The 21,980-nt window shown below is 70.0% G+C and carries 21 protein-coding genes and 1 pseudogene; 9 read left to right on the top strand and 13 right to left on the bottom strand.

Going from position 1 to position 21,980, the window contains the following annotated elements; all coding sequences use genetic code 11:
- Window positions 1-25: 25 nt before the first annotated feature.
- The 6 genes and pseudogenes from ACZ7L6_RS20470 to ACZ7L6_RS20445 form a co-directional block, all read right to left on the bottom strand.
- Window positions 26-865 carry a sulfurtransferase gene (locus ACZ7L6_RS20470; protein ID WP_471925832.1) on the bottom strand — a complete coding sequence of 280 codons (840 nt, stop codon included), beginning with the start codon at window positions 863-865 and terminating at the stop codon, window positions 26-28.
- A 129-nt stretch (window positions 866-994) separates the two neighbouring features.
- Window positions 995-1,075: an Ms5788A family Cys-rich leader peptide gene (locus tag ACZ7L6_RS20465; protein WP_350751515.1), complete on the bottom strand. Its 81-nt coding sequence runs from the start codon at window positions 1,073-1,075 to the stop codon at window positions 995-997.
- Window positions 1,076-1,304: 229 nt separating this feature from the next.
- Window positions 1,305-2,042 carry an LmeA family phospholipid-binding protein gene (locus tag ACZ7L6_RS20460; protein WP_471925830.1) on the bottom strand — a complete coding sequence of 246 codons (738 nt, stop codon included), beginning with the start codon at window positions 2,040-2,042 and terminating at the stop codon, window positions 1,305-1,307.
- A 431-nt stretch (window positions 2,043-2,473) separates the two neighbouring features.
- Window positions 2,474-3,793, bottom strand: coding sequence for a hypothetical protein (locus tag ACZ7L6_RS20455; RefSeq protein WP_471925828.1), 1,320 nt, complete (start codon window positions 3,791-3,793; stop codon window positions 2,474-2,476).
- Window positions 3,794-3,795: 2 nt separating this feature from the next.
- On the bottom strand, window positions 3,796-4,050 hold the full coding sequence (locus tag ACZ7L6_RS20450) for a MoaD/ThiS family protein (protein WP_232033391.1): 255 nt from the start codon (window positions 4,048-4,050) through the stop codon (window positions 3,796-3,798).
- A 46-nt stretch (window positions 4,051-4,096) separates the two neighbouring features.
- Window positions 4,097-4,970: pseudogene (locus tag ACZ7L6_RS20445) on the bottom strand (alpha/beta hydrolase).
- 171 nt (window positions 4,971-5,141) lie between these two features.
- Here ACZ7L6_RS20445 and ACZ7L6_RS20440 point away from each other — a divergent pair.
- The 6 genes from ACZ7L6_RS20440 to ACZ7L6_RS20415 all read left to right on the top strand — a co-directional run bounded on the left by ACZ7L6_RS20440 (window position 5,142) and on the right by ACZ7L6_RS20415 (window position 10,942).
- A complete protein-coding gene (locus ACZ7L6_RS20440; protein WP_471925826.1) occupies window positions 5,142-5,921 on the top strand; it encodes a winged helix-turn-helix transcriptional regulator in 780 nt (259 codons plus the stop codon).
- Between the two features lie 127 nt (window positions 5,922-6,048).
- On the top strand, window positions 6,049-7,071 hold the full coding sequence (locus ACZ7L6_RS20435; protein ID WP_471925824.1) for a LacI family DNA-binding transcriptional regulator: 1,023 nt from the start codon (window positions 6,049-6,051) through the stop codon (window positions 7,069-7,071).
- Between the two features lie 228 nt (window positions 7,072-7,299).
- Window positions 7,300-8,364 (top strand): S1C family serine protease, encoded by a 1,065-nt coding sequence (locus ACZ7L6_RS20430; RefSeq protein WP_471925822.1) that lies wholly within the window; start codon window positions 7,300-7,302, stop codon window positions 8,362-8,364.
- Between the two features lie 39 nt (window positions 8,365-8,403).
- Window positions 8,404-8,613, top strand: a complete 210-nt coding sequence (locus tag ACZ7L6_RS20425; RefSeq protein ID WP_471925820.1) for a hypothetical protein — start codon at window positions 8,404-8,406, stop codon at window positions 8,611-8,613.
- A 98-nt stretch (window positions 8,614-8,711) separates the two neighbouring features.
- Window positions 8,712-9,449, top strand: coding sequence for a response regulator transcription factor (locus tag ACZ7L6_RS20420; RefSeq protein WP_471925818.1), 738 nt, complete (start codon window positions 8,712-8,714; stop codon window positions 9,447-9,449).
- Window positions 9,446-10,942: a sensor histidine kinase gene (locus ACZ7L6_RS20415; protein ID WP_471925816.1), complete on the top strand. Its 1,497-nt coding sequence runs from the start codon at window positions 9,446-9,448 to the stop codon at window positions 10,940-10,942. Before ACZ7L6_RS20420 ends, ACZ7L6_RS20415 begins: the two co-directional genes overlap by 4 nt.
- On the opposite strand, the gene ACZ7L6_RS20410 is transcribed toward ACZ7L6_RS20415, so the two are convergent.
- The 4 genes from ACZ7L6_RS20410 to ACZ7L6_RS20395 form a co-directional block, all read right to left on the bottom strand.
- Window positions 10,939-11,268, bottom strand: coding sequence for a hypothetical protein (locus ACZ7L6_RS20410; RefSeq protein ID WP_471925814.1), 330 nt, complete (start codon window positions 11,266-11,268; stop codon window positions 10,939-10,941). The genes ACZ7L6_RS20415 and ACZ7L6_RS20410 overlap by 4 nt on opposite strands.
- The gene (locus tag ACZ7L6_RS20405) at window positions 11,265-11,612 is read right to left on the bottom strand and encodes a DUF6247 family protein (RefSeq protein WP_471925812.1); all 348 of its coding nucleotides are present in this window, start codon (window positions 11,610-11,612) and stop codon (window positions 11,265-11,267) included. Before ACZ7L6_RS20405 ends, ACZ7L6_RS20410 begins: the two co-directional genes overlap by 4 nt.
- Before the next feature lie 187 nt (window positions 11,613-11,799).
- Window positions 11,800-12,909, bottom strand: coding sequence for an ABC transporter permease (locus ACZ7L6_RS20400; RefSeq protein WP_471925810.1), 1,110 nt, complete (start codon window positions 12,907-12,909; stop codon window positions 11,800-11,802).
- Window positions 12,906-13,634, bottom strand: a complete 729-nt coding sequence (locus ACZ7L6_RS20395) for an ABC transporter ATP-binding protein (protein ID WP_471925808.1) — start codon at window positions 13,632-13,634, stop codon at window positions 12,906-12,908. Before ACZ7L6_RS20395 ends, ACZ7L6_RS20400 begins: the two co-directional genes overlap by 4 nt.
- Before the next feature lie 218 nt (window positions 13,635-13,852).
- Between ACZ7L6_RS20395 and ACZ7L6_RS20390 the strand changes: the two genes are divergently transcribed.
- Window positions 13,853-15,928: a pectinesterase family protein gene (locus tag ACZ7L6_RS20390; protein ID WP_471925806.1), complete on the top strand. Its 2,076-nt coding sequence runs from the start codon at window positions 13,853-13,855 to the stop codon at window positions 15,926-15,928.
- Window positions 15,929-16,081: 153 nt separating this feature from the next.
- Window positions 16,082-16,837 carry a carbonic anhydrase gene (locus tag ACZ7L6_RS20385; protein ID WP_471925804.1) on the top strand — a complete coding sequence of 252 codons (756 nt, stop codon included), beginning with the start codon at window positions 16,082-16,084 and terminating at the stop codon, window positions 16,835-16,837.
- A gap of 95 nt (window positions 16,838-16,932) precedes the next feature.
- Here the strand turns inward: ACZ7L6_RS20385 and ACZ7L6_RS20380 are convergent, their stop codons facing one another.
- Window positions 16,933-18,153, bottom strand: a complete 1,221-nt coding sequence (locus ACZ7L6_RS20380) for an LmeA family phospholipid-binding protein (RefSeq protein WP_471925802.1) — start codon at window positions 18,151-18,153, stop codon at window positions 16,933-16,935.
- Between the two features lie 93 nt (window positions 18,154-18,246).
- Window positions 18,247-20,067, bottom strand: coding sequence for a bifunctional metallophosphatase/5'-nucleotidase (locus ACZ7L6_RS20375; protein ID WP_471925800.1), 1,821 nt, complete (start codon window positions 20,065-20,067; stop codon window positions 18,247-18,249).
- A 166-nt stretch (window positions 20,068-20,233) separates the two neighbouring features.
- Here ACZ7L6_RS20375 and mshD point away from each other — a divergent pair, with 166 nt between their 5' ends.
- The gene (gene mshD, locus ACZ7L6_RS20370) at window positions 20,234-21,160 is read left to right on the top strand and encodes a mycothiol synthase (RefSeq protein ID WP_471925798.1); all 927 of its coding nucleotides are present in this window, start codon (window positions 20,234-20,236) and stop codon (window positions 21,158-21,160) included.
- Window positions 21,161-21,190: 30 nt separating this feature from the next.
- Here the strand turns inward: mshD and ACZ7L6_RS20365 are convergent, their stop codons facing one another.
- Window positions 21,191-21,952, bottom strand: coding sequence for a hypothetical protein (locus ACZ7L6_RS20365; RefSeq protein ID WP_471925796.1), 762 nt, complete (start codon window positions 21,950-21,952; stop codon window positions 21,191-21,193).
- Window positions 21,953-21,980: the final 28 nt, after the last annotated feature.

Genomic DNA, 21,980 nt, shown 5'->3' with positions numbered 1-21,980 from the left:
CCGGTCGGGTTCTGCGGGTGGGTTGTTACTTGTTGGCGCCGAGCTCGATCGGGACGCCGACCAGGGAGCCGTACTCGGTCCAGGAGCCGTCGTAGTTCTTGACGTTCTCCACACCGAGCAGCTCGTGCAGGACGAACCACGTCAGCGCGGAGCGCTCACCGATACGGCAGTAGGCGATGGTGTCCTTCGCCAGGTCCACCTGCTCCTCGGCGTAGAGCTCCTTGAGCTCCTCGTCCGACTTGAAGGTGCCGTCGTCGTTGGCGTTCTTCGACCACGGGATGTTGCGGGCGGTCGGGACGTGGCCCGGACGCTGCGACTGCTCCTGCGGCAGGTGGGCCGGAGCGAGCAGCTTGCCGGAGAACTCGTCGGGCGACCGGACGTCGACCAGGTTCTGCGAGCCGATCGCGGCGACGACGTCGTCACGGAAGGCGCGGATGGAGGTGTCCTGGGCCTTGGCCTTGTACTCGGTCGTCGGGCGCTCGGGCACCTCCTCGACCAGCTCGCGGGCGTCCAGCTCCCACTTCTTGCGGCCGCCGTCGAGAAGCTTGACGTTCTCGTGGCCGTAGAGCTTGAAGTACCAGTAGGCGTAGGACGCGAACCAGTTGTTGTTGCCGCCGTAGAGGATCACCAGCGTGTCGTTGGCGATGCCCTTCGCCGACAGGAGCTTCTCGAAGCCCTCCTGGTCGATGAAGTCACGGCGGACCGGGTCCTGCAGGTCCTTCGTCCAGTCGATGCGGATCGCGTTGCGGATGTGGTTCTTCTCGTAGGCGGACGTGTCTTCGTCCACCTCCACGATCGCGATGTTGGGGTTGTCCAGGTTCTCCTGGACCCAGTCGGCGTCAACGAGGACGTCGCTGCGGCTCATGCTCTTCTCTCCTCCGGGGCAGTTGCGGCGGCGGGGCGTGCGAGTGCGTGGGGTGCGCGCGCTCGTGCCGAGACGGCGCACCTGTGCCCTGGTCAGGGCGGGGGGAAACGCAGAAGTCGGAGCTTCCGCTCAGAAGGGGCGACAGAGCATGGCGGCAACGCGGCACAGGTCTACTGCCCGCCGCTTCGTGAGATCCGCCTGTCGCTTCATGGGCTCGATCGTAGGGACGGACAGGCGGGCGTGTCACCGGTGTGTCATATGTCGAGACACGATCGTCCGGGATGCGGGATGGAATCACTCAAGAGGGCGTAGTGGCGCGGCTCGCGGACCCGTGCAGTCGCGGTCACATCTACGGTGCGGACGGTGTCGTCTCGCCACTCGGACACGCGCGCCGATCCGTATGGTGCGCACCGGCCGTACGGACCGTTCCGGCCCCGTACTACCCGGCGAGGCGGACGTTCGAACCCTTCACCGTGATCTCGACGCCGTCCTTCGCCGCCTGGACCTTGTCGAGCTGGATGCCGCCGGGGAGGCCGTCGATCTTCTGCTCGAAGTCGGTGATCGCGCGGACCCGGGCCTCGGCGATGGTGGTGCCGCCGAAGCTGGGCAGGGTGTCGGCGTGCACCCGGACGGTGTCGCCCTGGGCGGTGACGGAGCTGAGGACGTAGACCGGCTCGGGCAGCTTGTTACCGAGGACGGTGGCCTCGACGGCGACCTTGATCTTGCCGTTGCCGCCGTCGGAGAGGCCGATGACGTTGGCGGTGACGCCGGGGGCGACCTGGGTGGGCTCGGACTTGGCGGTCTTCAGCAGCTCGGCGTAGGTGATGGACGCGGTGCCGGTGGCGGTGGCCGCGGTGGCGGAGCTGTAGTCGCCGGAGAACTCGACGCCCTTCATGTTCGCCTTGAGGTCGTCGATCCGGATCGTCTTGCCGTCGGTGCCGGTCGTGGCCTCGTAGTCCTTGATGCCGACCTCGACGTCGTCCAGCGTGCCGCTCGCGACCTGGGTCAGGAAGGGAAAGCCCTTGATCGACACGTCCGGGGCGGCGGCGAGGTTCTCGTTGGCCTGGAGCTTGCCGGCCGCCTCGTCCTCGGCGAACCCGACGGCGAGCCGGTCGGCCAGCACGAAGAGGCCGCCGAGTATCACGACGGTGATCAGCAGTATCCGCAGGGCGCGCATGTTGTGGTGTTCCCCCCACCTCGGCGGTCATCAAAGGATGACGGTCACACGATCAGGATCGGTCACGATTGGTCAGGACGACCGGGTGGCCGTCCAGCGCGAGCGTAACCCTGCGGTGGGGGAAGACCGGGGGATTGTCGATCACCTGTGACAGCGGGGGGCTTCGCTCGCGCCGTGGTGACTGACGCCGAGTGCGCGACGAACGGCCGTCGGGGGCTGGTCGCGCAGTTCCCCGCGCCCCTTGGGGACGATGCCGGACCGCCACTTCTCAGCGCGGGTCCGCGTCGTCCAGCCCGTCCGGCGTTTGAGGACAAGGCCCCTTCAGGGCCGACGGGGGTCCAGGGGGCGGAGCCCCCTGGCGGGGTCGAAGGGGCGGAGCCCCTTCAGGATGGGACGGGTAGGGGCGGCGGGGGCGAAGAACCGTCCCGGCGTCAGAGCAGCGCCCGCCCCAGCACGTACACCACCGGCGCCGCAGCCGACAGCGGCAGCGCGACGCCCGCCGTGAAGTGGACGAACCTCGACGGATAGTCGTAACTGGCGACGCGGTGGCCGATCAGCGCACACACACCAGCCCCCACCCCGAGCAGCGCCCCACCGGCCCCCGCCCCGGTCATCGCGCCCCCGGCGACCCCCGCCCCGGCCGCCGCAAGCAAGGCGACCACGACAGAGGCCGGCGTCGGCAACGGCAGCGCCCGCGCCAGAACGGCGACCGCGACCGCCATCGCACCCACGGTCACCGCATCCGCGTCCGCCGCGAGATACCCGGCCGCGACGATCGACAGCGCCGCCGAGGCAACCGCCGCCATCAGGCCGTACATCCGCTCGTCCGGCTCCGCGTGCGAACGGAGCTGCAGGACCAGCGCCAGCAGCACCCACACGCCCAGCGTCCCGAGGATCGCCGCCGGCGCCCCGTCGGCCACCAGCAGCGCCACGTCCGCCGTCAGCGCGCCCGCGAAGGCCAGCGCGATGCCCTGCCGGGCGGGCCACATGCCGTTCAGCCGGAACCAGCCCGCCGCAGTCACGGCCTGAAGGACGACGAGGGGCACCAGAAGGGCGTACGTCCCGACCGCCGCCGTCGCCGAGAGCAGCAGCCCCAGCAGCGCCGTGAGCGCGGCCGGCTGCATCCCCGGCTCGATGATCGGCGAACGGCCCTCCAGCCGGGCCCGCTGGGCGTCGGTGATGCGGGCGTTGCCGGAGACAGTGGCGGGGCCGTAGCCGGGATCGTCGCCCGGCTCTACCTCCGTCTCGGGCTGGGGAGCCGGAGCCTGCATGTGGCTCCGCGGCTGCGCGGGTGCCTGGAACTGGCCCTGGGCTTGAGCCTGGGCCTGGGCTTGGGCCTGAGAGTGGACGTGGGCCTGCGACTGCATATGGGCCTGCTGGGCCTGAGCCTGCATGTGGGCCTGCTGGGCCTGAGCCTGCTGGGTCTGGGGCTGCCGGCCTTGCGGCACCCCGTCCCAGCCTCCCGCCCGGTACCCGGACGAGTCACCGCCCTGGTACCCCGCATACGCCGCCCCCGCCCCCTGCGACGGCAGATACGACGTCTCGGCCGCCGAGGCCGACGGCACCGGGGGCTGCACCTGGGTCTCCCAGGTCTGCCCCTGCCACTGCTGCGTGTACTGCTGGGCGGCCTGCGGATCGTCGTGCGGCTGCTGCCCGGGCCAGGCCTGCGGCGCCGGGGTCGGGGTCGGCGCGGGCTGCTGATACGGGTCGTACCCCTCGTATCCCTGTCCCTGATACGGCTGGTCGGTCATCGTCACCCTCCTGCGAACGGCGGGAGCACCTCGACCGTGCCGCCGTCGGCCAGCCGTACCGTCTCATGTCCGCGGGTGCCCACGGGGTCACCGTCGACGAGGAACGAGCATCGCCGCAGTACGCGCGTCAGTTCCCCGGGGTGTCGCTCACGCACCGCGTCGAGCGCCTCGGCGAGCGTGGCCGCGTCGAACGGCTCCTCGGCGATCCCGGCCGCGGCCTTCGCGGCGGCCCAGTAGCGCACCGTGACCTTTGGCATCCGGTTCCTCAATCGACTCATTCGATCGGCTGTGTACTCCGTCAGGCTAGCCGCCCTGTGCGCCGGCCCAGCCCCCGATGCGGTCCAGCAGAGCGTCGGTGGCCGCGTGCTCGGCGTGCCCCATGCCCGGCTCCAGCCACAGTTCGCCGTGGTCACCGGCCGCCTGGGCCAGCATGCGGGGGTGGTCGAGGGGGAAGTAGCCGTCGCGGTCGCCGTGCACGATCAGCAGCGGGGTCGGCGCGATGTGCGGGACCGCTTCCACCGGGGACATCGGTACCGGGTTCCACTCCCGGTGGTGGATCCGGGTACGGAATCCGTAGCGGCCCACCAGACGCCCCTCGGGCCGGGTCACCAGCCAGTGCAGCTTCCGCATCGGGGCCGTACCCCGGTAGTACCAGCGGGCGGGGGCGCTCACCGACACCACCGCATCCGCGTGCGCCTCCGCGCGCCCCTCGCGCCCCGATCCCTCCGGCCGGTACAGCGCCGCATGCCGCAGCACCACCGAGCCGCCCATGGAGAAGCCGACGGTCACCACGCGCGCGTGCCCGAGTTCGCGGGCCCACCGCACCGCGGCCGCCAGGTCGAGCACCTCACGGTCCCCCACGGTCGACCGCCCGCCCGACGCCCCGTGCCCCCGGAAGGAGAAGGTGACGACGGCGCCGTACCGCGTGAAGGCCTCCGCCACCGCGTCGCACATGTGGCCGGTCCACGTCCCCGGTGAAGCCGTGGGCGACGACGAACACCAGGTCACCGGCAGGTGGACGGAAGGAGTCGTATACGACCGCACCCGGGTCGTATACGGAATCGATCGTCACGCCGTCGTCCGTGTGCAGAAACGTCCGCAAAGGTGTACGTCTGGATGTCTCAGAGTTCGGACGAACCGTCGATCGTGCCACATGACCTGCCGGACCGTTGCTCATGTGGGCTATTCTGCTGGGCAGAGGACTCGGGCAGCGTAGCCCCCGGGTCCTTTTGTGCTTTCGGAAGCGTTGTATACGACGCGGGAAACCGCAGGTGTACGGGGCCTTCGGGATCGCAGAGCAGTTCCGTACCGCACATGTCCTCGCAGGGACCGAGGAGGAACCAGACGTATGAGTTCTCTGCTGCTCCTGACCAATGCCCTCCAGCCGTCGACGGAGGTGCTCCCGGCTCTCGGCCTGCTGCTGCACAACGTGCGGGTGGCACCGGCGGAGGGACCCGCCCTCGTCGACACCCCCGGCGCCGACGTCATCCTCATCGACGGCCGACGTGACCTGCCGCAGGTCCGCAGCCTCTGCCAGCTGCTGCGCTCCACCGGCCCCGGCTGCCCCCTCGTCCTCGTCGTCACCGAGGGCGGCCTCGCCGCCGTCACCGCCGACTGGGGCATCGACGACGTACTCCTCGACACGGCCGGTCCCGCCGAGGTCGAGGCGCGGCTGCGGCTCGCCATGGGCCGCCAGCAGATCGTCGCCGACGACTCCCCCATGGAGATCCGCAACGGCGACCTGTCGGTCGACGAGGCGACGTACAGCGCCAAGCTCAAGGGCCGGGTCCTCGACCTGACCTTCAAGGAGTTCGAGCTCCTGAAGTACCTCGCCCAGCACCCGGGCCGCGTCTTCACGCGCGCGCAGCTGCTCCAGGAGGTGTGGGGCTACGACTACTTCGGCGGCACCCGCACCGTCGACGTCCACGTACGACGGCTGCGCGCCAAGCTCGGGCCCGAGCACGAGTCACTCATCGGGACCGTCCGGAACGTCGGTTATCGATTCGTTACCCCGGAGAAGGTCGACCGGGCCGCCGAGGAGGCCAAGGCCAAGGCCGACCGGCCGAAATCGGAAGATCCGGACGAGACGGCCGCTCTCGACGGCGTCGAGCTCCGGGCCGAGGCATAGAAAGGCACACGCGGCCGCTCGGACAGGGCGCACCGGCGTCGCATTCGCACAGCGGAGTGGCAGCCGGGCGACAGGGAAGCTCCTTCACGCCCTGCCCAGAGTGGGTCCATCCGCGTAGACTCCGCGCGTGGCCAAGGTGACTCGGGATGACGTGGCGCGGCTGGCAGGGACCTCCACTGCCGTCGTCAGCTATGTCATCAACAACGGACCCCGGCCGGTCGCCCCGGCCACGCGCGAGCGTGTCCTCGCCGCGATCAAGGAACTGGGGTACCGGCCCGACCGCGTGGCCCAGGCGATGGCATCGCGGCGCACGGATCTCATAGGTCTGATCGTGCCGGACGCGCGCCAGCCCTTCTTCGGGGAGATGGCGCACGCGGTCGAGTGGGCCGCGGCCGAGCGCGGGAAGATGGTCCTCGTCGGCAACTCCGACTACGTCGGCGAGCGCGAGGTCCACTATCTGCGGGCGTTCCTCGGAATGCGGGTCTCGGGGCTCATCCTCGTCTCCCACGCCCTGAACGACCTCGCCGCCGCCGAGATCGAGGCCTGGGACGCCCGGGTCGTCCTCCTCCACGAGCGGCCCGAGGCCATAGACGACGTCGCCGTCGTCACCGACGACCTGGGCGGCGCCCAGCTCGCCGTACGCCACCTCCTTGAGCACGGCTACGAGTACGTCGCCTGTATGGGCGGCACCGCGGAGACACCGGCGGTCGGCGACCCGGTCTCCGACCACGTCGAGGGCTGGCGGCGGGCGATGGCCGAGGCGGGGGTCTCCACGGAGGGGCGGCTGTTCGAGGCGCCGTACAACCGCTACGACGCGTATCACGTGGCCCTCGAGATTCTTGCCGGTCCTGACCGGCCGCCGGCGATCTTCTGTTCCACCGACGACCAGGCGATCGGTGTGCTGCGGGCTGCGCGGGAGCTGCGCCTGGATGTGCCGGGGGAGTTGGCTGTCGCCGGGTTCGACGACATCAAGGAAGCGGCGCTGGCGGATCCGCCGCTCACGACCATCGCGTCCGACCGGTCGGCCATGGCTCGGGCCGCCGTGGATCTGGTCCTTGATGACGGGTTGCGGGTCGCCGGGTCTCGGCGGGAGCGGTTGAAGGTGTTTCCGTCGCGGCTGGTCGCACGGAAGTCGTGTGGGTGCGCCTGAGAGCTTGCGTGTGCGCCTAAGAGCTCGAGGGGTTCTGACAGCGTGCGGGTACCGGTTGTGTGTGGCTCGTCGCGCAGTTCCCCGCGCCCCTGGGTGGCTTCTCTGAGCGTTCTCTGAGAGGACTGCCCGTGGCCCCAGTGGGGGCTTTATATCGGGCATACGAGGTTCTGCCGGGCTTCTCAGGGAGCACTCAGGGAGCTCTCATGGTCGGGCGACAAGCTCATCGGCATGACCGAGAGCTTCCGCCGCGACGGCGAGTACGAGCAGTACGCGAACCCCTACCAGGGCGCCCAGCAGCACGCCTCCTCCTCCCCGGTGAACCCCGAGTGGCCGCCCCCGCCGGCGCACGAGCCGACGGTCCAGGCGAGCGGCGGCGGAACCCCCACCGCTCTCCTCGCCGAGCCCGTCGCCCAGGCGCCGAAGGCGCGGCGCCGCAATCGCGGTCCCGTCGCTCTGCTCGCCGCCGTGGCGATCGTCGCCGCGGCGATCGGAGGCGGGACGGCGTACGGCCTACAGGAGCTGACCGGCAACGACACCGTCGCCGCCAGCTCGACCAGCACCAACGTCGTCCCGTCCAGTCAGAAGGGCACGGTGTCCGGGGTCGCCAAGGCGGTCAGCCCGAGCATCGTCGAGATCAACGCCCAGTCCAACGCCGGGTCCTCCACCGGCTCCGGCGTGATCATCACCAGTGACGGCGAGATCATCACCAACAACCACGTCGTCTCCGGTGCCTCGTCGGTCAAGGTGAAGACCAGCGACGGCAAGGAGTACACCGCCGAGGTCGTCGGCACCGACAGCAGCAAGGACCTCGCGCTGATCAAGCTGCACAACGCCTCCGGGCTGACACCGGCCACGCTCGGCAACTCCGACGGCGTCCAGGTCGGCGACGAGGTCGTGGCGATCGGCTCCCCCGAGGGCCTGACCGGCACGGTCACCAGCGGCATCGTCTCCGCGCTCGACCGGGACGTGACCGTCTCGACGGACGAGGGGCAGCAGCAACAGCAGCCGGACGGTGGCTGGCCGTTCGAGTTCGGCGGTCAGCAGTTCAACGGCGACACCGGTTCGTCGACGACGACGTACAAGGCGATCCAGACCGACGCGTCCCTGAACCCCGGCAACTCCGGCGGCGCGCTGATCGACATGAACGGCAACATCATCGGCATCAACTCCGCGATGTACTCGGCCTCCGGCTCGGGTTCGTCCGACGCGGGCAGCGTGGGCCTCGGCTTCGCCATCCCGATCAACACCGTCAAGTCCGACCTCGCGAAGCTGCGGTCGGGTTCCCAGAGCTGACCTCGCCGAGCCGAGCTCGCAGAGCCGAAGGAGTACGTCATGATCCAGCAGGTTGAGCAGATCGAGCGGGTCGAGCACACCGCGACCGGCGTCGGCCCGGGCGACTTCGCCCTGGCCCTCGCCATCGCCGGCGCCCTGCACGCTCCGACGGCCCCGTCCCGGGCGCCTGAGCTGGCGACCACCGCCGGTCCCGGCACCGGCCGCCGGACCGCCGTGGCCCGCGGCCGCCGCCGTACCGTACGAGGCTGAGAAAAACCGCGAACGCCGACAAAGCCGAGAATCATGCGAGGCTGAAGGCGTTGAGCCGCTCAGCCCCTGTCCCCATCACACCCGAGGATCCCGAGCCCATGAGCCCCGCCGATGGCGACCGTGACCCCCAGCGCATCCTGATCGTCGACGACGAGCCGGCGGTGCGCGAAGCACTCCAGCGCAGCCTCGCCTTCGAGGGGTACGGCACCGAGGTCGCGGTCGACGGTGCCGACGCCCTGGAGAAGGCGACGGCCTACCGGCCCGACCTGGTGGTCCTCGACATCCAGATGCCCCGCATGGACGGCCTGACCGCCGCCCGTCGCATCCGTGGCGCCGGCGACACCACGCCGATCCTGATGCTGACGGCCCGCGACACGGTCGGCGACCGCGTGACCGGACTGGACGCGGGTGCCGACGACTACCTCGTGAAGCCCTTCGAGCTGGACGAACTGTTCGCCCGGGTCCGGGCCCTGCTGCGGCGCAGCTCCTACGCGGCGGCGGCCGGTGCGGGCCCGGCGGAGGACGACGAGGCGCTGACCTTCGCGGACCTGCGCATGGACCTCGCGACGCGGGAGGTCACGCGGGGTGGGCGGCCGGTGGAGCTGACCCGTACGGAGTTCACGCTGCTGGAGATGTTCATGGCGCATCCGCGCCAGGTGCTGACCCGGGAGCAGATCCTCAAGGCGGTCTGGGGCTTCGACTTCGAGCCCTCGTCCAACTCCCTTGATGTGTACGTCATGTACCTGCGCCGCAAGACCGAGGCGGGCGGCGAGCCGCGGCTCGTGCACACGGTCCGGGGTGTGGGGTATGTGCTGCGGCAGGGCGGGGCGGAGTGAGCAAGCTTCTGCGCCGGTTCCGGTCGCTGCCGATCCGGTCGCGGCTGGCGCTGCTGGTGGCGGCGGCGGTGGCGTTCGCGGTGGCGGCGGTTTCGGTGACGTGCTGGTTCATCGTGCAGGGGAAGCTGTACGCCCAGGTCGACGCCGACCTCAAGAAGATGTCCGAGCCGCAGCGGTCGAACCAGGTCGTGGAGCTCCTCGATGCCTGCCCGCAGACCGTGCCGACCGACCAGACCGGCATCGTGACCGGCCTGCGGATGCAGAGCACCTACATCCAGCTGGTCAAGGCGGACGGTACGCCCTGCGTCTCCTCGACATCGGCGGGCACCGTCAAGGTCACCAGCGCCGACAAGGACGTGATCAAGGACGCGGCCGGCAGCACGGGGAACGTCCTCGACGGAATCACCCGCAACGGCACCGACACGGACGGCAATGCCGTGCGCGTGTATACCGTTCCTCTGGTCGTCAGCCAGGGCCCATTGAGCCCGCCCCAGCTTTACCCCGACACCGCGCTCCTCATCGCGGTCCCGCTCAAGAACACCCAGTCCACCCTCAACGACCTCGCCCTGATCCTCCTCCTCGTCTCCGGCGTAGGAGTGCTCGGCGCCGGAGCCGCAGGCCTCGCAGTGGCCCGCGCCGGCCTCCGCCCCGTCGACAAGCTCACCGAGGCCGTGGAACACGTGGCCCGCACCGAGGACCTGAACATCCGCATCCCGGTCGAGGAGGACTCCGAGGACGAGGTGGCCCGCCTCTCCCGCTCCTTCAACTCCATGACGTCGGCCCTGGCCAGCTCCCGCGAACTCCAGCAACAGCTGATCGCCGACGCCGGACACGAACTCCGCACCCCCCTCACCTCCCTCCGCACCAACATCGAACTCCTCACCCGCAGCGAGGAGACGGGCCGCCCGATCCCCGAGGCGGACCGCAAGGCCCTCCTCGCCTCGGTGAAGGCCCAGATGACCGAACTGGCGTCCCTGATCGGCGACTTGCAGGAGTTGTCCCGTTCGGAGGGTCAGCGTGGCGAACGCGTCCAGGTGATCTCGCTGGAGGACACGGTCGAGTCGGCCCTGCGTCGCGCCCGCCTCCGCGGACCGGAGCTGACGATCACCGCCGACCTGCAGCCCTGGTTCGTACGGGCGGAACCGGCGGCCCTGGAGCGCGCGGTGGTCAACGTCCTCGACAACGCGGTGAAGTTCAGCCCCGAGGGCGGCACGATCGAGGTGCAGCTCGCCGACGGCGTCCTGACGGTCCGCGACCACGGCCCCGGGATCCCCGCCGACGAACTCCCCTACGTCTTCGACCGCTTCTGGCGTTCCCCGAGCGCGCGGGCGCTGCCGGGGTCGGGGCTGGGTTTGTCGATCGTGGCGCGGACGGTTCAGCAGGCGGGCGGGCAGGTCATCTTGGCCCGCGCGGAGGGCGGCGGCACGGTGGCGACGGTGCGGCTGCCGGGGGCGGCTACGGCTCCGCCGGAGGCGCCCCCAGGGGTGCTCTAGATGCCCTGCCAGAAGACCTGTTCCACGATGATCTGGGGGTCTTCGATGCGGGGTACGAAAACGTACTTCAGCCAGCCGTGTCCGTTGTCGAAGAACAAGATGTGGCGGCCCTTCGGATCAGTGGACCGGTCTGGTCTGACCTTCATGTCATCGGGAAGGTCGGCTTCGGCCTCGATACCCCGGAAATACGGGTCTTTCGCCGTGACAAGTTCGGCGCGCGCGGCGTAGACCATCTCCCGTACATGCGTAGGCAGCGCTTCGAAGACGGCGAGAGCATCGAGCCGCCAGTCCATCTGCCAAGGCGGCCCCATAAATCCGTCGGTCACTCGCCGGGCTCCAGTTTTTGCACTCGGTGGTGAATCTGCGAGGCCTCCTCAAGGAGAGCTTTCGCTTCGGCGATGTCGGTGGATTCTGCGGCACGGCGTTCGAGGTCGAGCACATGCGCATCCAGCTCGGGGTCGCGAGCGAGCGCGTACTCGCCCCACCAGCGGGCCATGAACGCGGGCACGGGGCCAAGGTCGTACGCATCGGCGATAGCCCACTTCCAGTGCTCATCGAAGTCGGGCAGGAGCTGGGGGGCATGCTGGGTAATAGCCTCGCGCAGCGCCTTCGGAGTCCGCTCGGGCATGGGGGGGACGACGGGACCGGGTTCCGCAGCGTGTGCAGCCATGATCGATGTCCTCCTTCGACGCGCCGTGTCTACGACCATAGCCGCACTCACCGTCCCGACGCGGACGGTCCGCGCACCGGCTCCGACCGGGACAGCGGCCCGACGATCACGTTCTCTGTCATGAGATCACCGTGACCCGGCCGAACCCATTTCCGTCTAGGTTTCCCGCCCGCTTCACTCGATGGCGTTACGCCTCGTCCCAGCGGAACAGGCGCGCGGCGATCAAGGTCAGGACCGCGGCGAAGCCGAGCAGACCGGCGATTACAGGCAGGGCCGCGGACCAGCCTTCGCCTCGGGACAGTACGCCCTGCAGCGCCTCGCCGAGATGCTTGAGCGGCAGGATCTCCGACACCGTACGAAGCCACTGTGGTGCGGAGTCGAGCGGGAAGAAGGAGCCGGAGAGGAAGGCCATCGGGAGGACGACGAGCTGGGCCATCCCGTTGGCGGCCTCCTCCGACTTGGCCCAGGCGCCGACGACCAGTCCGATGGACATGAAGGCCAGCGTGCCGCTCAGGATCAGCGGGAAGGACAGCCACCAGTAGCCGGTCAGGCGCAGGCCGAAGTAGGGCAGGGTGGCCACGCCCAGGAAGATCGCGGTCTGTGCGAGGGCCAGGGCCAGGTTCACCCCGATACGGGCACCGATCACCGAGCCGGCGTCGACCGGCGCCAGCCACAACCGGCGCAGGATGCGTTTCTTGCGCCAGCTGACCAGGTTGAGCGCGGTGCCGAACACCGCTCCCATGGCCACCGCCCAGCCGAGCAGGCCGGGCGTGAGGAACTGGATCGGCTTGGTCGACTCGTCCTCGACCTGCCCGGACGTCAGCGTGTAGGCGGGCGGCCGGCCGGTCGCGGTCTGGTTGGCCCGCTCGACGATCGATCCCAGGATGCCCCGTACGTTCCCCGCCCGTACCAGGTCGGCCGCCGAGAAGCGCAGTTCGACCTTTCCCCCGGTCTGGGTGACCGCGGCGTCGGCGTCGCCCTTGCGGACCTTCTCCAGGGCGTCCGCGCGGGCCGCCGCCGACCCGTCCGTCTTCTCGATCCGCAGCACGTCACGGAGCTGCTCGCGTTCCTTGTCGGGCATCTCGTCCAGGACGGCGACATCGCCGACCTGGATCACCTTCGACTCGGAGACGCCGGCGTCCTTGAGGAGGGTGCCGAGCAACACCAGGAACATCAAGGGGAAGACCAGCATGAAGAAGACCGCTGTCCGGTCACGCAGCAGGCCCAGCGTCATGGCCCTGCTGAGACTGCGGAAGGACTGGATCCCCGCCCCCTCCCTCGTCTTCCTCGTCGTCACTCCCGGTACTCCCGTCCGGTCAGCTGGAGGAAGACGTCCTCGAGGGAGTCCACCCCCAGCTCGCGTATCAGGTCGCCGGGCGGGCCGACTCGCAGGACTCTGCCGTGGTCCATCACCGCCACCCGGTCGCACAGCGTCTCGGCCTCGTCCATGTAATGGGTGGTCAGGACGACGGTGCGGCCCTCGGCGTTGATGTCGCGCAGCAGATCCCACAGGTTCCGGCGCGCCTGCGGGTCGAGGCCCGTGGTCGGCTCGTCGAGGAAGACCAGCTCCGGGTCGTGGACGAGCGCGCAGGCGATGGAGAGCCGTTGCATCTGGCCGCCGGAGAGCTTTTCGGCGCGGACGCCGGCCTTCTCGGTCAGGCCGACCTTCTCCAGCATCGCGTCGGCGTTTGTCCCGGGGACGCCGTAGAGCGAGGCGAAGGTGTGGATCTGCTCACGGGCGGTGAGCTTCTCGAAGAAGGCGGAGGACTGGAGTTGGACGCCGATCCGGGGCAACAGGGCCTGGTTGCGCGGCCAGGACGCCTCGCCGAGCACGGTGACGGTGCCCTCGTCGGGCTCGCGCAGTCCCTCGACGATCTCCAGGGTGGTGGTCTTGCCCGCGCCGTTCGGTCCGAGAATGCCGTAGAACTCGCCGCGCTCGACCTCGAACGAGACCCCGTCGACGGCCTGTACATCCCCGTACCGCTTGCGCAGTCCTTCGACTGTGATCGCATCGGTGGCCATAACGACCGACGTTAGCCCGGAATGATCCGCTCAGGCCCCGCCGTGACATCCCGGCGGGATGACGCCGCCTCCTTCACGCCGCGCACGAAGGCGGACCAGGAGGCGTCCGAGTCCGTCAGCCGTGGTGAGCGCATCGAGGCCGGCCCCGGCAACCTTTCCCCACGGGGCGGCGACTGATCCGCGCAGCGACCATCCCCCCGCACGGAACGGATCACCGTATGAGCGAGCAGCACGGCAAGGCCCGCCACCGCAGAAGCCGCAAGGCCCTGGCGGTCGGGGTCCCGCTGGCCCTGACCGCCGCCGGAACCTTCGCCTACGGCACGGACCTCGGTCTCTTCGGCGCCGGCGCCCAGCAGAAGGCGGCCGCCGCGACCTCCGCCGCCCCCGCCTGGGCCACCGCGACCGCCGACGGGTTCGCCTCCGTCAACGCCCTCGGCCAGAACGGCACTTACGGCGGGCGGGACGGGCAGATCGTCACCGTGAGGACGCAGGCCGATCTGGAGAAGTACGCCACGGCCGCCGAGCCGTACGTCATCGTCGTCGCCGGGACCATCAACATCTCCCCCGTCGGGAAAGAGATCAAGGTCCAGAGCGACAAGACCATCGTCGGATCCGGGACCTCCGGGCAGATCGTCGGCGGTGGCTTCTTCCTCGGCTCCGGCGTTCACAACGTGATCATCCGGAACCTCACCATCCGGGACACCTACCAGGGCACCTGGAACGACAAGGACCACGACTTCGACGCGATTCAGATGGACGGTGCTCATCACGTCTGGATCGATCACAACGACCTGCGGCACATGGCCGACGGGCTCATCGACGTCCGCAAGGACAGCACCTACGTGACCGTGTCCTGGAACAGGCTGAGCCAGGACAACAAGGCCTTCGGCATCGGGTGGACGGACAACGTCGTCACCGACATCACCATTCACCACAACTGGGTGCGTGAGACCGAGCAGCGCAACCCGTCCACCGACAACGCCGCCCACGCGCACCTCTACAACAACTTCCTGGAGGACGTCGCGGGGACGGACATCAAGTCGTCGTACGGCAACTACTCGCGCGGCAAGACCAAGATGGTGCTGGAGAACTCCTACTTCCAGGGCGTCAACAACCCCGTCATCAAGGACAGCACCGCGACGCTCGTCCAGCGCGGCAACGTCTTCTCGGGCACCAGTGGCCGTAACGAGAGCGGTGGTACCGCCTTCGACCCGAAGACGTACTACTCGTACTCGCTGGACACGGCGGCGAACGTGCCGTCCCTGCTCAAGTCGGGCGCCGGGCCGAGGAGTTCCATCGGCACGGCGAGCAGCGGCACGGTGAGCACCAAGGCCGCGACGACCCTCACCGTCGCCAAGGACGGCTCCGGCCAGTACTCGACCGTGCAGGCCGCCATCAACGCCGTACCGGCGAACAACCCCTCCCGTGTCGTCATCCAGGTGAAGCCGGGGACGTACCGCGAGGCCGTGACCGTGCCCTCGAACAAGCCGCACGTGACGATCGTCGGGACCGGCGCGAGCCGCAAGGACACCGTCATCGTCGAGGGGCACGCCGCCGGGATGACCAAGCCCGACGGGTCGGGGACGTACGGCACGCCCGGCAGCGCCACGCTCAGCATCAAGGCCGACGACACGCAGGTGCGCAACCTCAGCGTCACCAACGACTTCAACGAAGCCGTCAACCAGTCCCTCTCCGGACACCAGGCCGTCGCCCTGCTGACCCAGGCCGACAAGGTGTTCCTCGACAGCCTCATCATCACCGGCGACCAGGACACCCTGGAGATGGAGACGGCCGCCAAGGGCACCCTCGGCCGGGTCTACGTCAAGAACTCCTACATCCTCGGCAATGTCGACTTCATCTTCGGCCGCGGCACCGCCGTCATCGACAGGTCGGTCATCACGCTGAGGAAGCGCTGGGACGGCACCTCCGCCGGATACGTCACCGCGCCCAGCACCGAGGCCAACCGCAAGGGCATCCTCATCACCAGCTCGACCGTCAACGGCGACGTGAGCAACGGCAGTTTCTTCCTCGGCCGCAACTGGCACCCCGGCGGCGACACGACGGTGGACCCGCAGACCACGGTCCGGGAGACCAACCTCAGCGCCGCGATCAAGTCCACCCCGTGGTCCGACATGGGCGGCTTCTCCTGGAAGGACGACCGGTTCGCCGAGTACAAGAACACCGGCGCGGGCTCGGGTGCCGCGAGCAGCAACCGTCCGCAGCTGACCGACGCGCAGGCCGCCGAGCAGGAGATCGCGGACTGGCTGGGGAACTGGACGCCCACGGCGTCCTGACGACTCCTGCGACTCCTGCGACTCCTTGAAAGGTCAAGAAAGGCGCGGGGGATCGTCAAGGGCGGACCAACGTCCGCCCAGAAATCTCCCGCGCCCGGCCATGAATCGGTAACGCAAGCGCTCGCTACCGGAATCGGGCATACGTTCCACCCCGTGAACTCCGACAGAGGTGCCGGCTCCAAGCCGGCCATATCCACCTTCGCCCGGCGCGCACTCCTTCGCACCGGGCTGACGGGCGCGGCGGCCCTGGGTGCCGCTGCCACCCTCGGCTCCGCCACCGCATCAGCCGCGGCCCCCGCCACCCCCACCCCCGCCTCCACTCGCCGCCCCAGCACCCCCGACGAGGCCCTGCGTGAGCTCGCCGCGGGCAACCGGCGCTGGCGCACCTTCTGTGAACGACACCCCGACGAGTCGCCCGCCGTGCGGCAGAGCCTGACGTCGGGCCAGCACCCCTTCGCCGTCGTCCTCGGCTGCATCGACTCCCGCGTCCCGCCGGAGCTGGTCTTCGACCAGGGGCTCGGTGACCTGATGACCGTGCGCTCCGCCGGTGAGGTGCTGGACGAGGCAGTCCTCGGCAGCGTCGCCTACGGCGTGCTCGAACTGGACATCCCGCTGGTCATGGTGGTCGGTCACCAGTCGTGCGGCGCCGTGAAGGCCGCCGTCGCGGCGGACGAGTCGGGCGAGCGGTTGCCGGCCCACATCCAGTACATCGCCGACCAGATAGCGCCGAACATAGACCGCACCAAGGAAGGCGCCGCCCGCGTCGACTCCACCATCGACGCCAACGTACGGGCCGTCCACGCCCGCCTCGCCGCGGAACCGGACCTCGCCGCGAAGGTGGCCTCCGGCGAACTGGCCATCGTCGGCGCCCGCTACGAGCTGGACACCTACCGCGTCCACCGGGTGTGACGACCGTTCCCCGGCATGCCGGTCGGGCATGCCGGGGAAGTCCGGATCAGCGCCTGCGGATCAGTGTCTCCACCGTCCACGCTTCCGGCGTGGCATCAGCGGCCACGGCCGACCGCCAGCCCCGCCCCCTCCAGCCGCACCCTGATCCCGTCCTTCTCCACCCGCACATCCCGCAGCCGCAGCTGCCCGCTCGGCGGCTCCGGCAGGCGGAAGCCCAGGGAGAGCTGGTCGGCTAGGACGGGGCGGGTGAGGCGGGGCAGGGCGTCGAGGAGGGCGGGGTCGAAGCCGAGGCGCTTGAGGAGTTCGGGGTGGTCGAGGGCCAGGTCGATGAGGTTGAGCTTCATCGCCTGGTGGGCGAAGCGCGGGGTGCCGGTCAGCTCGGTCAGCTTGGACTCGCTGCGCAGCGCCTCGCGCACGACGGAGTCGGGGACCCCGAGGCGCCGTACGACCGACGGGACCGACAGCAGCGCCTTCGCCTTGCGGGTCTCCTCGGCGAGGCGGGCCACCGACCGTCGGCTGAGGTGCAGGCCCTCGGAGGCGCGGGCGCCGGGGCGGTACGTGGCCAAGTCCCCGACGTCCAGGCGCATTCCGCCGATGTGCGTGGCGATGCCGCGGTCACCCTCGCGCACGATCCGGGCCTCGGCACGCAGCCGGAGGTCGTGTCCGGCGACCGGCAGCGTGCCGCGCGCCCGCACCCGGTCATGGCCCTCTCCGGTGAACGTCACCTGGGAGGCGCCGAGTTCACGGTTCAGGTCCGCGAAGGAGAGCAGGACGTCGCCCTCCAGCTCGGGGACGTCGGCGCCGCGCACCGACGTCGGGCCGTCGGTGTCCAGTCGTACGTTCCGTGCCGTCGCCGTGACCTGCGCGAGCGAGACCCGGTCGGCGGCCACGTCGGGGACGGTCACCTTGACCGAGTCCAGCCGCTCGTCGGCGAGTTGGGTGAGGAAGGGGAAGCCGCTGATCTCGACTTCGGGGGCCGCCGCCAGATGCATGCGGTCCTTGAGGGTGTCCGCCGCTCTGCGTTCGGCGTACAGCAGGGCCCAGCGGTCGGCGAGGGTGAGGAAGGCGGCGAGGACGACGAGGCCGACGACCGCCTTCAGCGCGAGCGGCAGACCCGCGAAACGGCCGCGGCGCCGGCGGCGGCCGTTGCGGCGGTGGTTGGGCGGGGCCCAGGGATCGTCCTGGGCCTCCGCCTCGTCCCGCTCTTCCGGTCTGTCCTCGTGGAGGAACTCGTCCAGCGGACCATCATCCAGGGCGGCGAGCTCCTCATATGGGTTTGTATAAGGATGCGTCGTTATGTGGTGGGGGGAACGCATCGGCCCATCCGACCATGCGCACGCCCCCCACCCGCAACCTCTACCGGAGGTTTGCGATCTAGTTCACGCCACTGCACGAACTGGTTCAACGAACTACTTCACGACCGTAATCCGGTTCGCCGCCGGCGGCGCGATCGGGTTCGTGGCCGAGGAGTTGGCCGTGAGGTACCTCTCCAGCGCCGCCAGGTCGTCCGCGCCGACCAGGTCGTTGGTGCCCTGGCCCAGCGTGGTGATGCCGTCGCCGCCGCCCGCGAGGAAGCTGTTGGTCGCGACGCGGTAGGTGGCCGCCGGGTCGATGGCCGCCCCGTTCAGCTTCACGGAGTCGACGACGATCCGGTCCGCGCCGGTCTTGGTCAGGTCCAGCGTGTACGTCAGGCCCGACGACGGCTGCAGGATCTTCGGCGCGCTCGCGTTCACACCGCTCACCTGGTCCTTGAGGACCTGGATGAGCTGAGCGCCGGTGAAGTCCTGCAGGTTCACGGTGTTGGAGAAGGGCTGCACGGTGAAGCCCTCGGCGTAGGTGACCACGCCGTCGCCCTCACTGCCCTTCGCCGCGTAGGTGAGGCCCGCCCGGACACCGCCCGGGTTCATCAGCGCCAGGTCCGTCTCCGGATCCAGCTCCTTGCCGTACGCCAGCTGCGCGTCCGCGATGAGGTCGCCCATCGGGGACTCGGTACCCGTGTTGGGGATGTCGGCCGAGATGTAACCGATGGCGCGGTTGCCGATGGGCGCCGCGAGGGTGTTCCACTTCGAGATCAGCTCGGTCATGTCGGGCGCCTTGGGGACGTCCCGGGTGACCACGTGGTTCGCCGACTTCACGGCCGTACGGGCGATGTCGCCCGTGAAGCGGTCGTACGTCAGCGTCGTGTCCGTGTAGAGGCGGCCGAACGACGCGGCCGAGGTGACCATGCGGGGCTTGCCCGACGGGTCGGGGACCGTGCACACGTACGCGGCGTGCGTGTGGCCGGTGACCAGCGCGTCCACCTGCGGCGTGATGTTCTTGGCGATGTCGACGATCGGACCGGAGATGCCGTCGCCGGCGCCCGGGGAGTCGCAGTTGTAGTTGTACGAGCCGGAGGCCGGGGCCCCGCCCTCGTGGATCAGCGCGACGATCGACTTCACGCCCTGTGCCTGGAGCACGCGCGCGTACTTGTTGATCGTCTCGACCTCGTCCTTGAACTTCAGGCCCTTGACGCCCTCGGCGGAGACGACACCCGGGGTGTCCTCCAGGGTCACGCCGATGAAGCCGACCTTGACGTCCCGCTTCTTCCACACCCAGTAGGGCTTGAGGATCGGCTTGTTCGTCTTCTCGTCGAGGACGTTCGCGGCGAGGTACGGGAAGTCGGCGCCCTCGAACTCCTCGCCCTCGACGTAACAGCCGGCCGTCGGGTGGCAGCCGCCCTTCTGCAGGCGGGCCAGTTCCTTGGCGCCCTCGTCGAACTCGTGGTTGCCGACCGAGGTGACGTCCAGGTCGAGCTTGTTCAGCGCTTCGATGGTGGGCTCGTCGTGGAAGAGGCCCGAGATCAGCGGGGAGGCGCCGACCATGTCACCGCCGGCGGCGGTGATGGAGTACTTCTTGCCCTCCCGGGCCTGGCGCAGATGGGTGGCCAGGTACTCCACACCACCGGCGTCGATGGTCTTCGTCGTGCCGTCCGCCTGGAGCTCGGTGACCCGGCCGGAGGAACCGGCGGGCGGCTCCAGGTTGCCGTGCAGGTCGTTGAAGGACAGCAGCTGGACGTCCTGGTAGCGGCTGTACGTTGATCCGCCGCCGTGCTTGGCGGAACTCTCCTCCGCCGTCGCCGTCGCGGGGAGCGCCGCGGCCAGCGCGCCCGCGGTGGCGAGACCGGCGGCTCCGGCGAGGAGAAGGTGAGTACGGCGTCTGCGGCGCTCGTGCGCCCGTGACTCGGCTGGCATACGCCCCCCTGTGGGTCGAAAGTGACATGGCCCCGTCGGGCGCAGCCTAGAGTCAACGCGCGTAGCGCGACAGAGGGTTCATGGTTACTTTCTGGTTTCCCTTTGCCTGCCTCTTTGCTCGCCCCTTTGCCCCACATTGCCGGGCGCTCCCCTTACCCTCGTACGCATGACCAGCGACGACACCGCACCCCCTCTCCCCTCCCGTTCCATCGAGACCCACTCCGCGCTCTCCCCCGAGCAGACCGAGGCCGTACTCGAACTGCTGGCGGAGGCCGCCCGGAACGACGGGCAGCAGGCGGTGTCCGAGCAGGGCCGGCTGCAACTGCGCGGCGGCGCGCGCGAGGGCGTCTCGCATCTGCTGCTCACCGTCGCCGGTGAACTCGTCGGCTACGCCCAGCTGGAGGACACCGACCCGGTCGAGGCCCCGGCCGCCGAGCTGGTAGTCCACCCCTCGCACCGCGGTCACGGCCACGGCCGCGCGCTGGGCGCCGCCCTCCTCGCCGCGTCCGGCAAGCGGCTGCGGGTGTGGGCCCACGGAGGCCACGCCGCCGCCCGGCATCTCTCCCAGGTGCTCGGCCTCACCCTCTTCCGCGAACTGCGCCAGATGCGCCGCTCACTGGCGGACCTTCAGCTGGCGGACCCGGTACTCCCCGAGGGCGTGACTGTCCGCACCTTCGTCCCCGGCCAGGACGACAGGGCCTGGCTCGCGGTGAACGCCGAGGCCTTCGCCCACCACCCCGAACAGGGCTCCCTCACCCAGCGCGACCTCGACGACCGCAAGGCCGAGCCGTGGTTCGACCCGGCGGGGTTCTTCCTGGCGGAACGGGAGGGCGAACTCATCGGCTTCCACTGGACGAAGGTCCACGCGGCGGAGGGACTCGGCGAGGTGTACGTCCTCGGCGTCCGCCCGGGCGCCCAGGGCGGCGGCCTGGGCAAGGCCCTGACGACGATCGGGCTGCGTCATCTGGCGGCACAGGGGCTGCCTACGGCGATGCTGTATGTCGATGCCGACAACAAGGCGGCGGTTTCGGTGTACGAGCGGCTGGGGTTCGTGACGTACGAGACGGACTTGATGTACCGCACGGAGACGTGAGCCCTGCGGTGCAGCCGGACGAGCGTTTCGTCAGACTCCGCCCACCGGCCGGGCCCGCACCACCAGCACGTCCATCCCCAGCTCGTCCCCGGCGATCTCCAGCCCCGCCCACATCGCCCCGGCCGCCAGCAGGTTGAACGCCCGGTGCGGTGCGCACAGCACATCGGTCTCGCCGCCGCCCGCCAGGCGTTCCGCCACGGCGCGGGCGGCGGCCTCGGCGTCTGCGGCGTGCTGGCCGAGGACGGTGGGCACGGGCTTTCCGGCGCCTGAGACGAAGGCCTCCACGAGCAACAGCGGAGCGCTCCGACGTGCCTCGCTATGCCGTCGCGCGTCTGCGGGTTCGTTGTGGCTGGTCGCGCCCGCGCGGCGGAAGCCGCATGTTCGATACCGCCCCGCGCCCCTTGGGTCCGTCCAGCGGCGCACCTGCGTCGTGACCGTCAGCCCGGGCACCACCCGTCCCACCTCGGCCAGCATCCACCCGGCCTGCACGAGCCCCGTCCCCATTGCCGCCGCCCCCGCCCGCGCCGACCAAGGGCGATTCCCCTCCCCGGCACGGCCCCGGCCCAGGTGCTGCCACTCGTCGCTCCCCGGCACGGGCACCGCCATCGGCGCCTCCCAGGCGAGTACCGCACGCCCGCCGGCCAGCAGCGTCTCCGTGACCGACTCGACGGCCGTCGCCGGGTCGGCGCCGTGCCCGGTGAGGGCCTCTCCCGGCACATCGACCGCGGCCCAGGCGAAGGAGCCGGTCCGCACGGAACCCACGTCGACGGCGACCACCCTCATATCCCGCATGCTCGCGCGCTCCTCCCCCTCTCGTACA

The organism is Streptomyces sp. NPDC107522, assembly GCF_055657525.1.
This window is presented reverse-complemented; position numbering and strand designations above follow the sequence as displayed.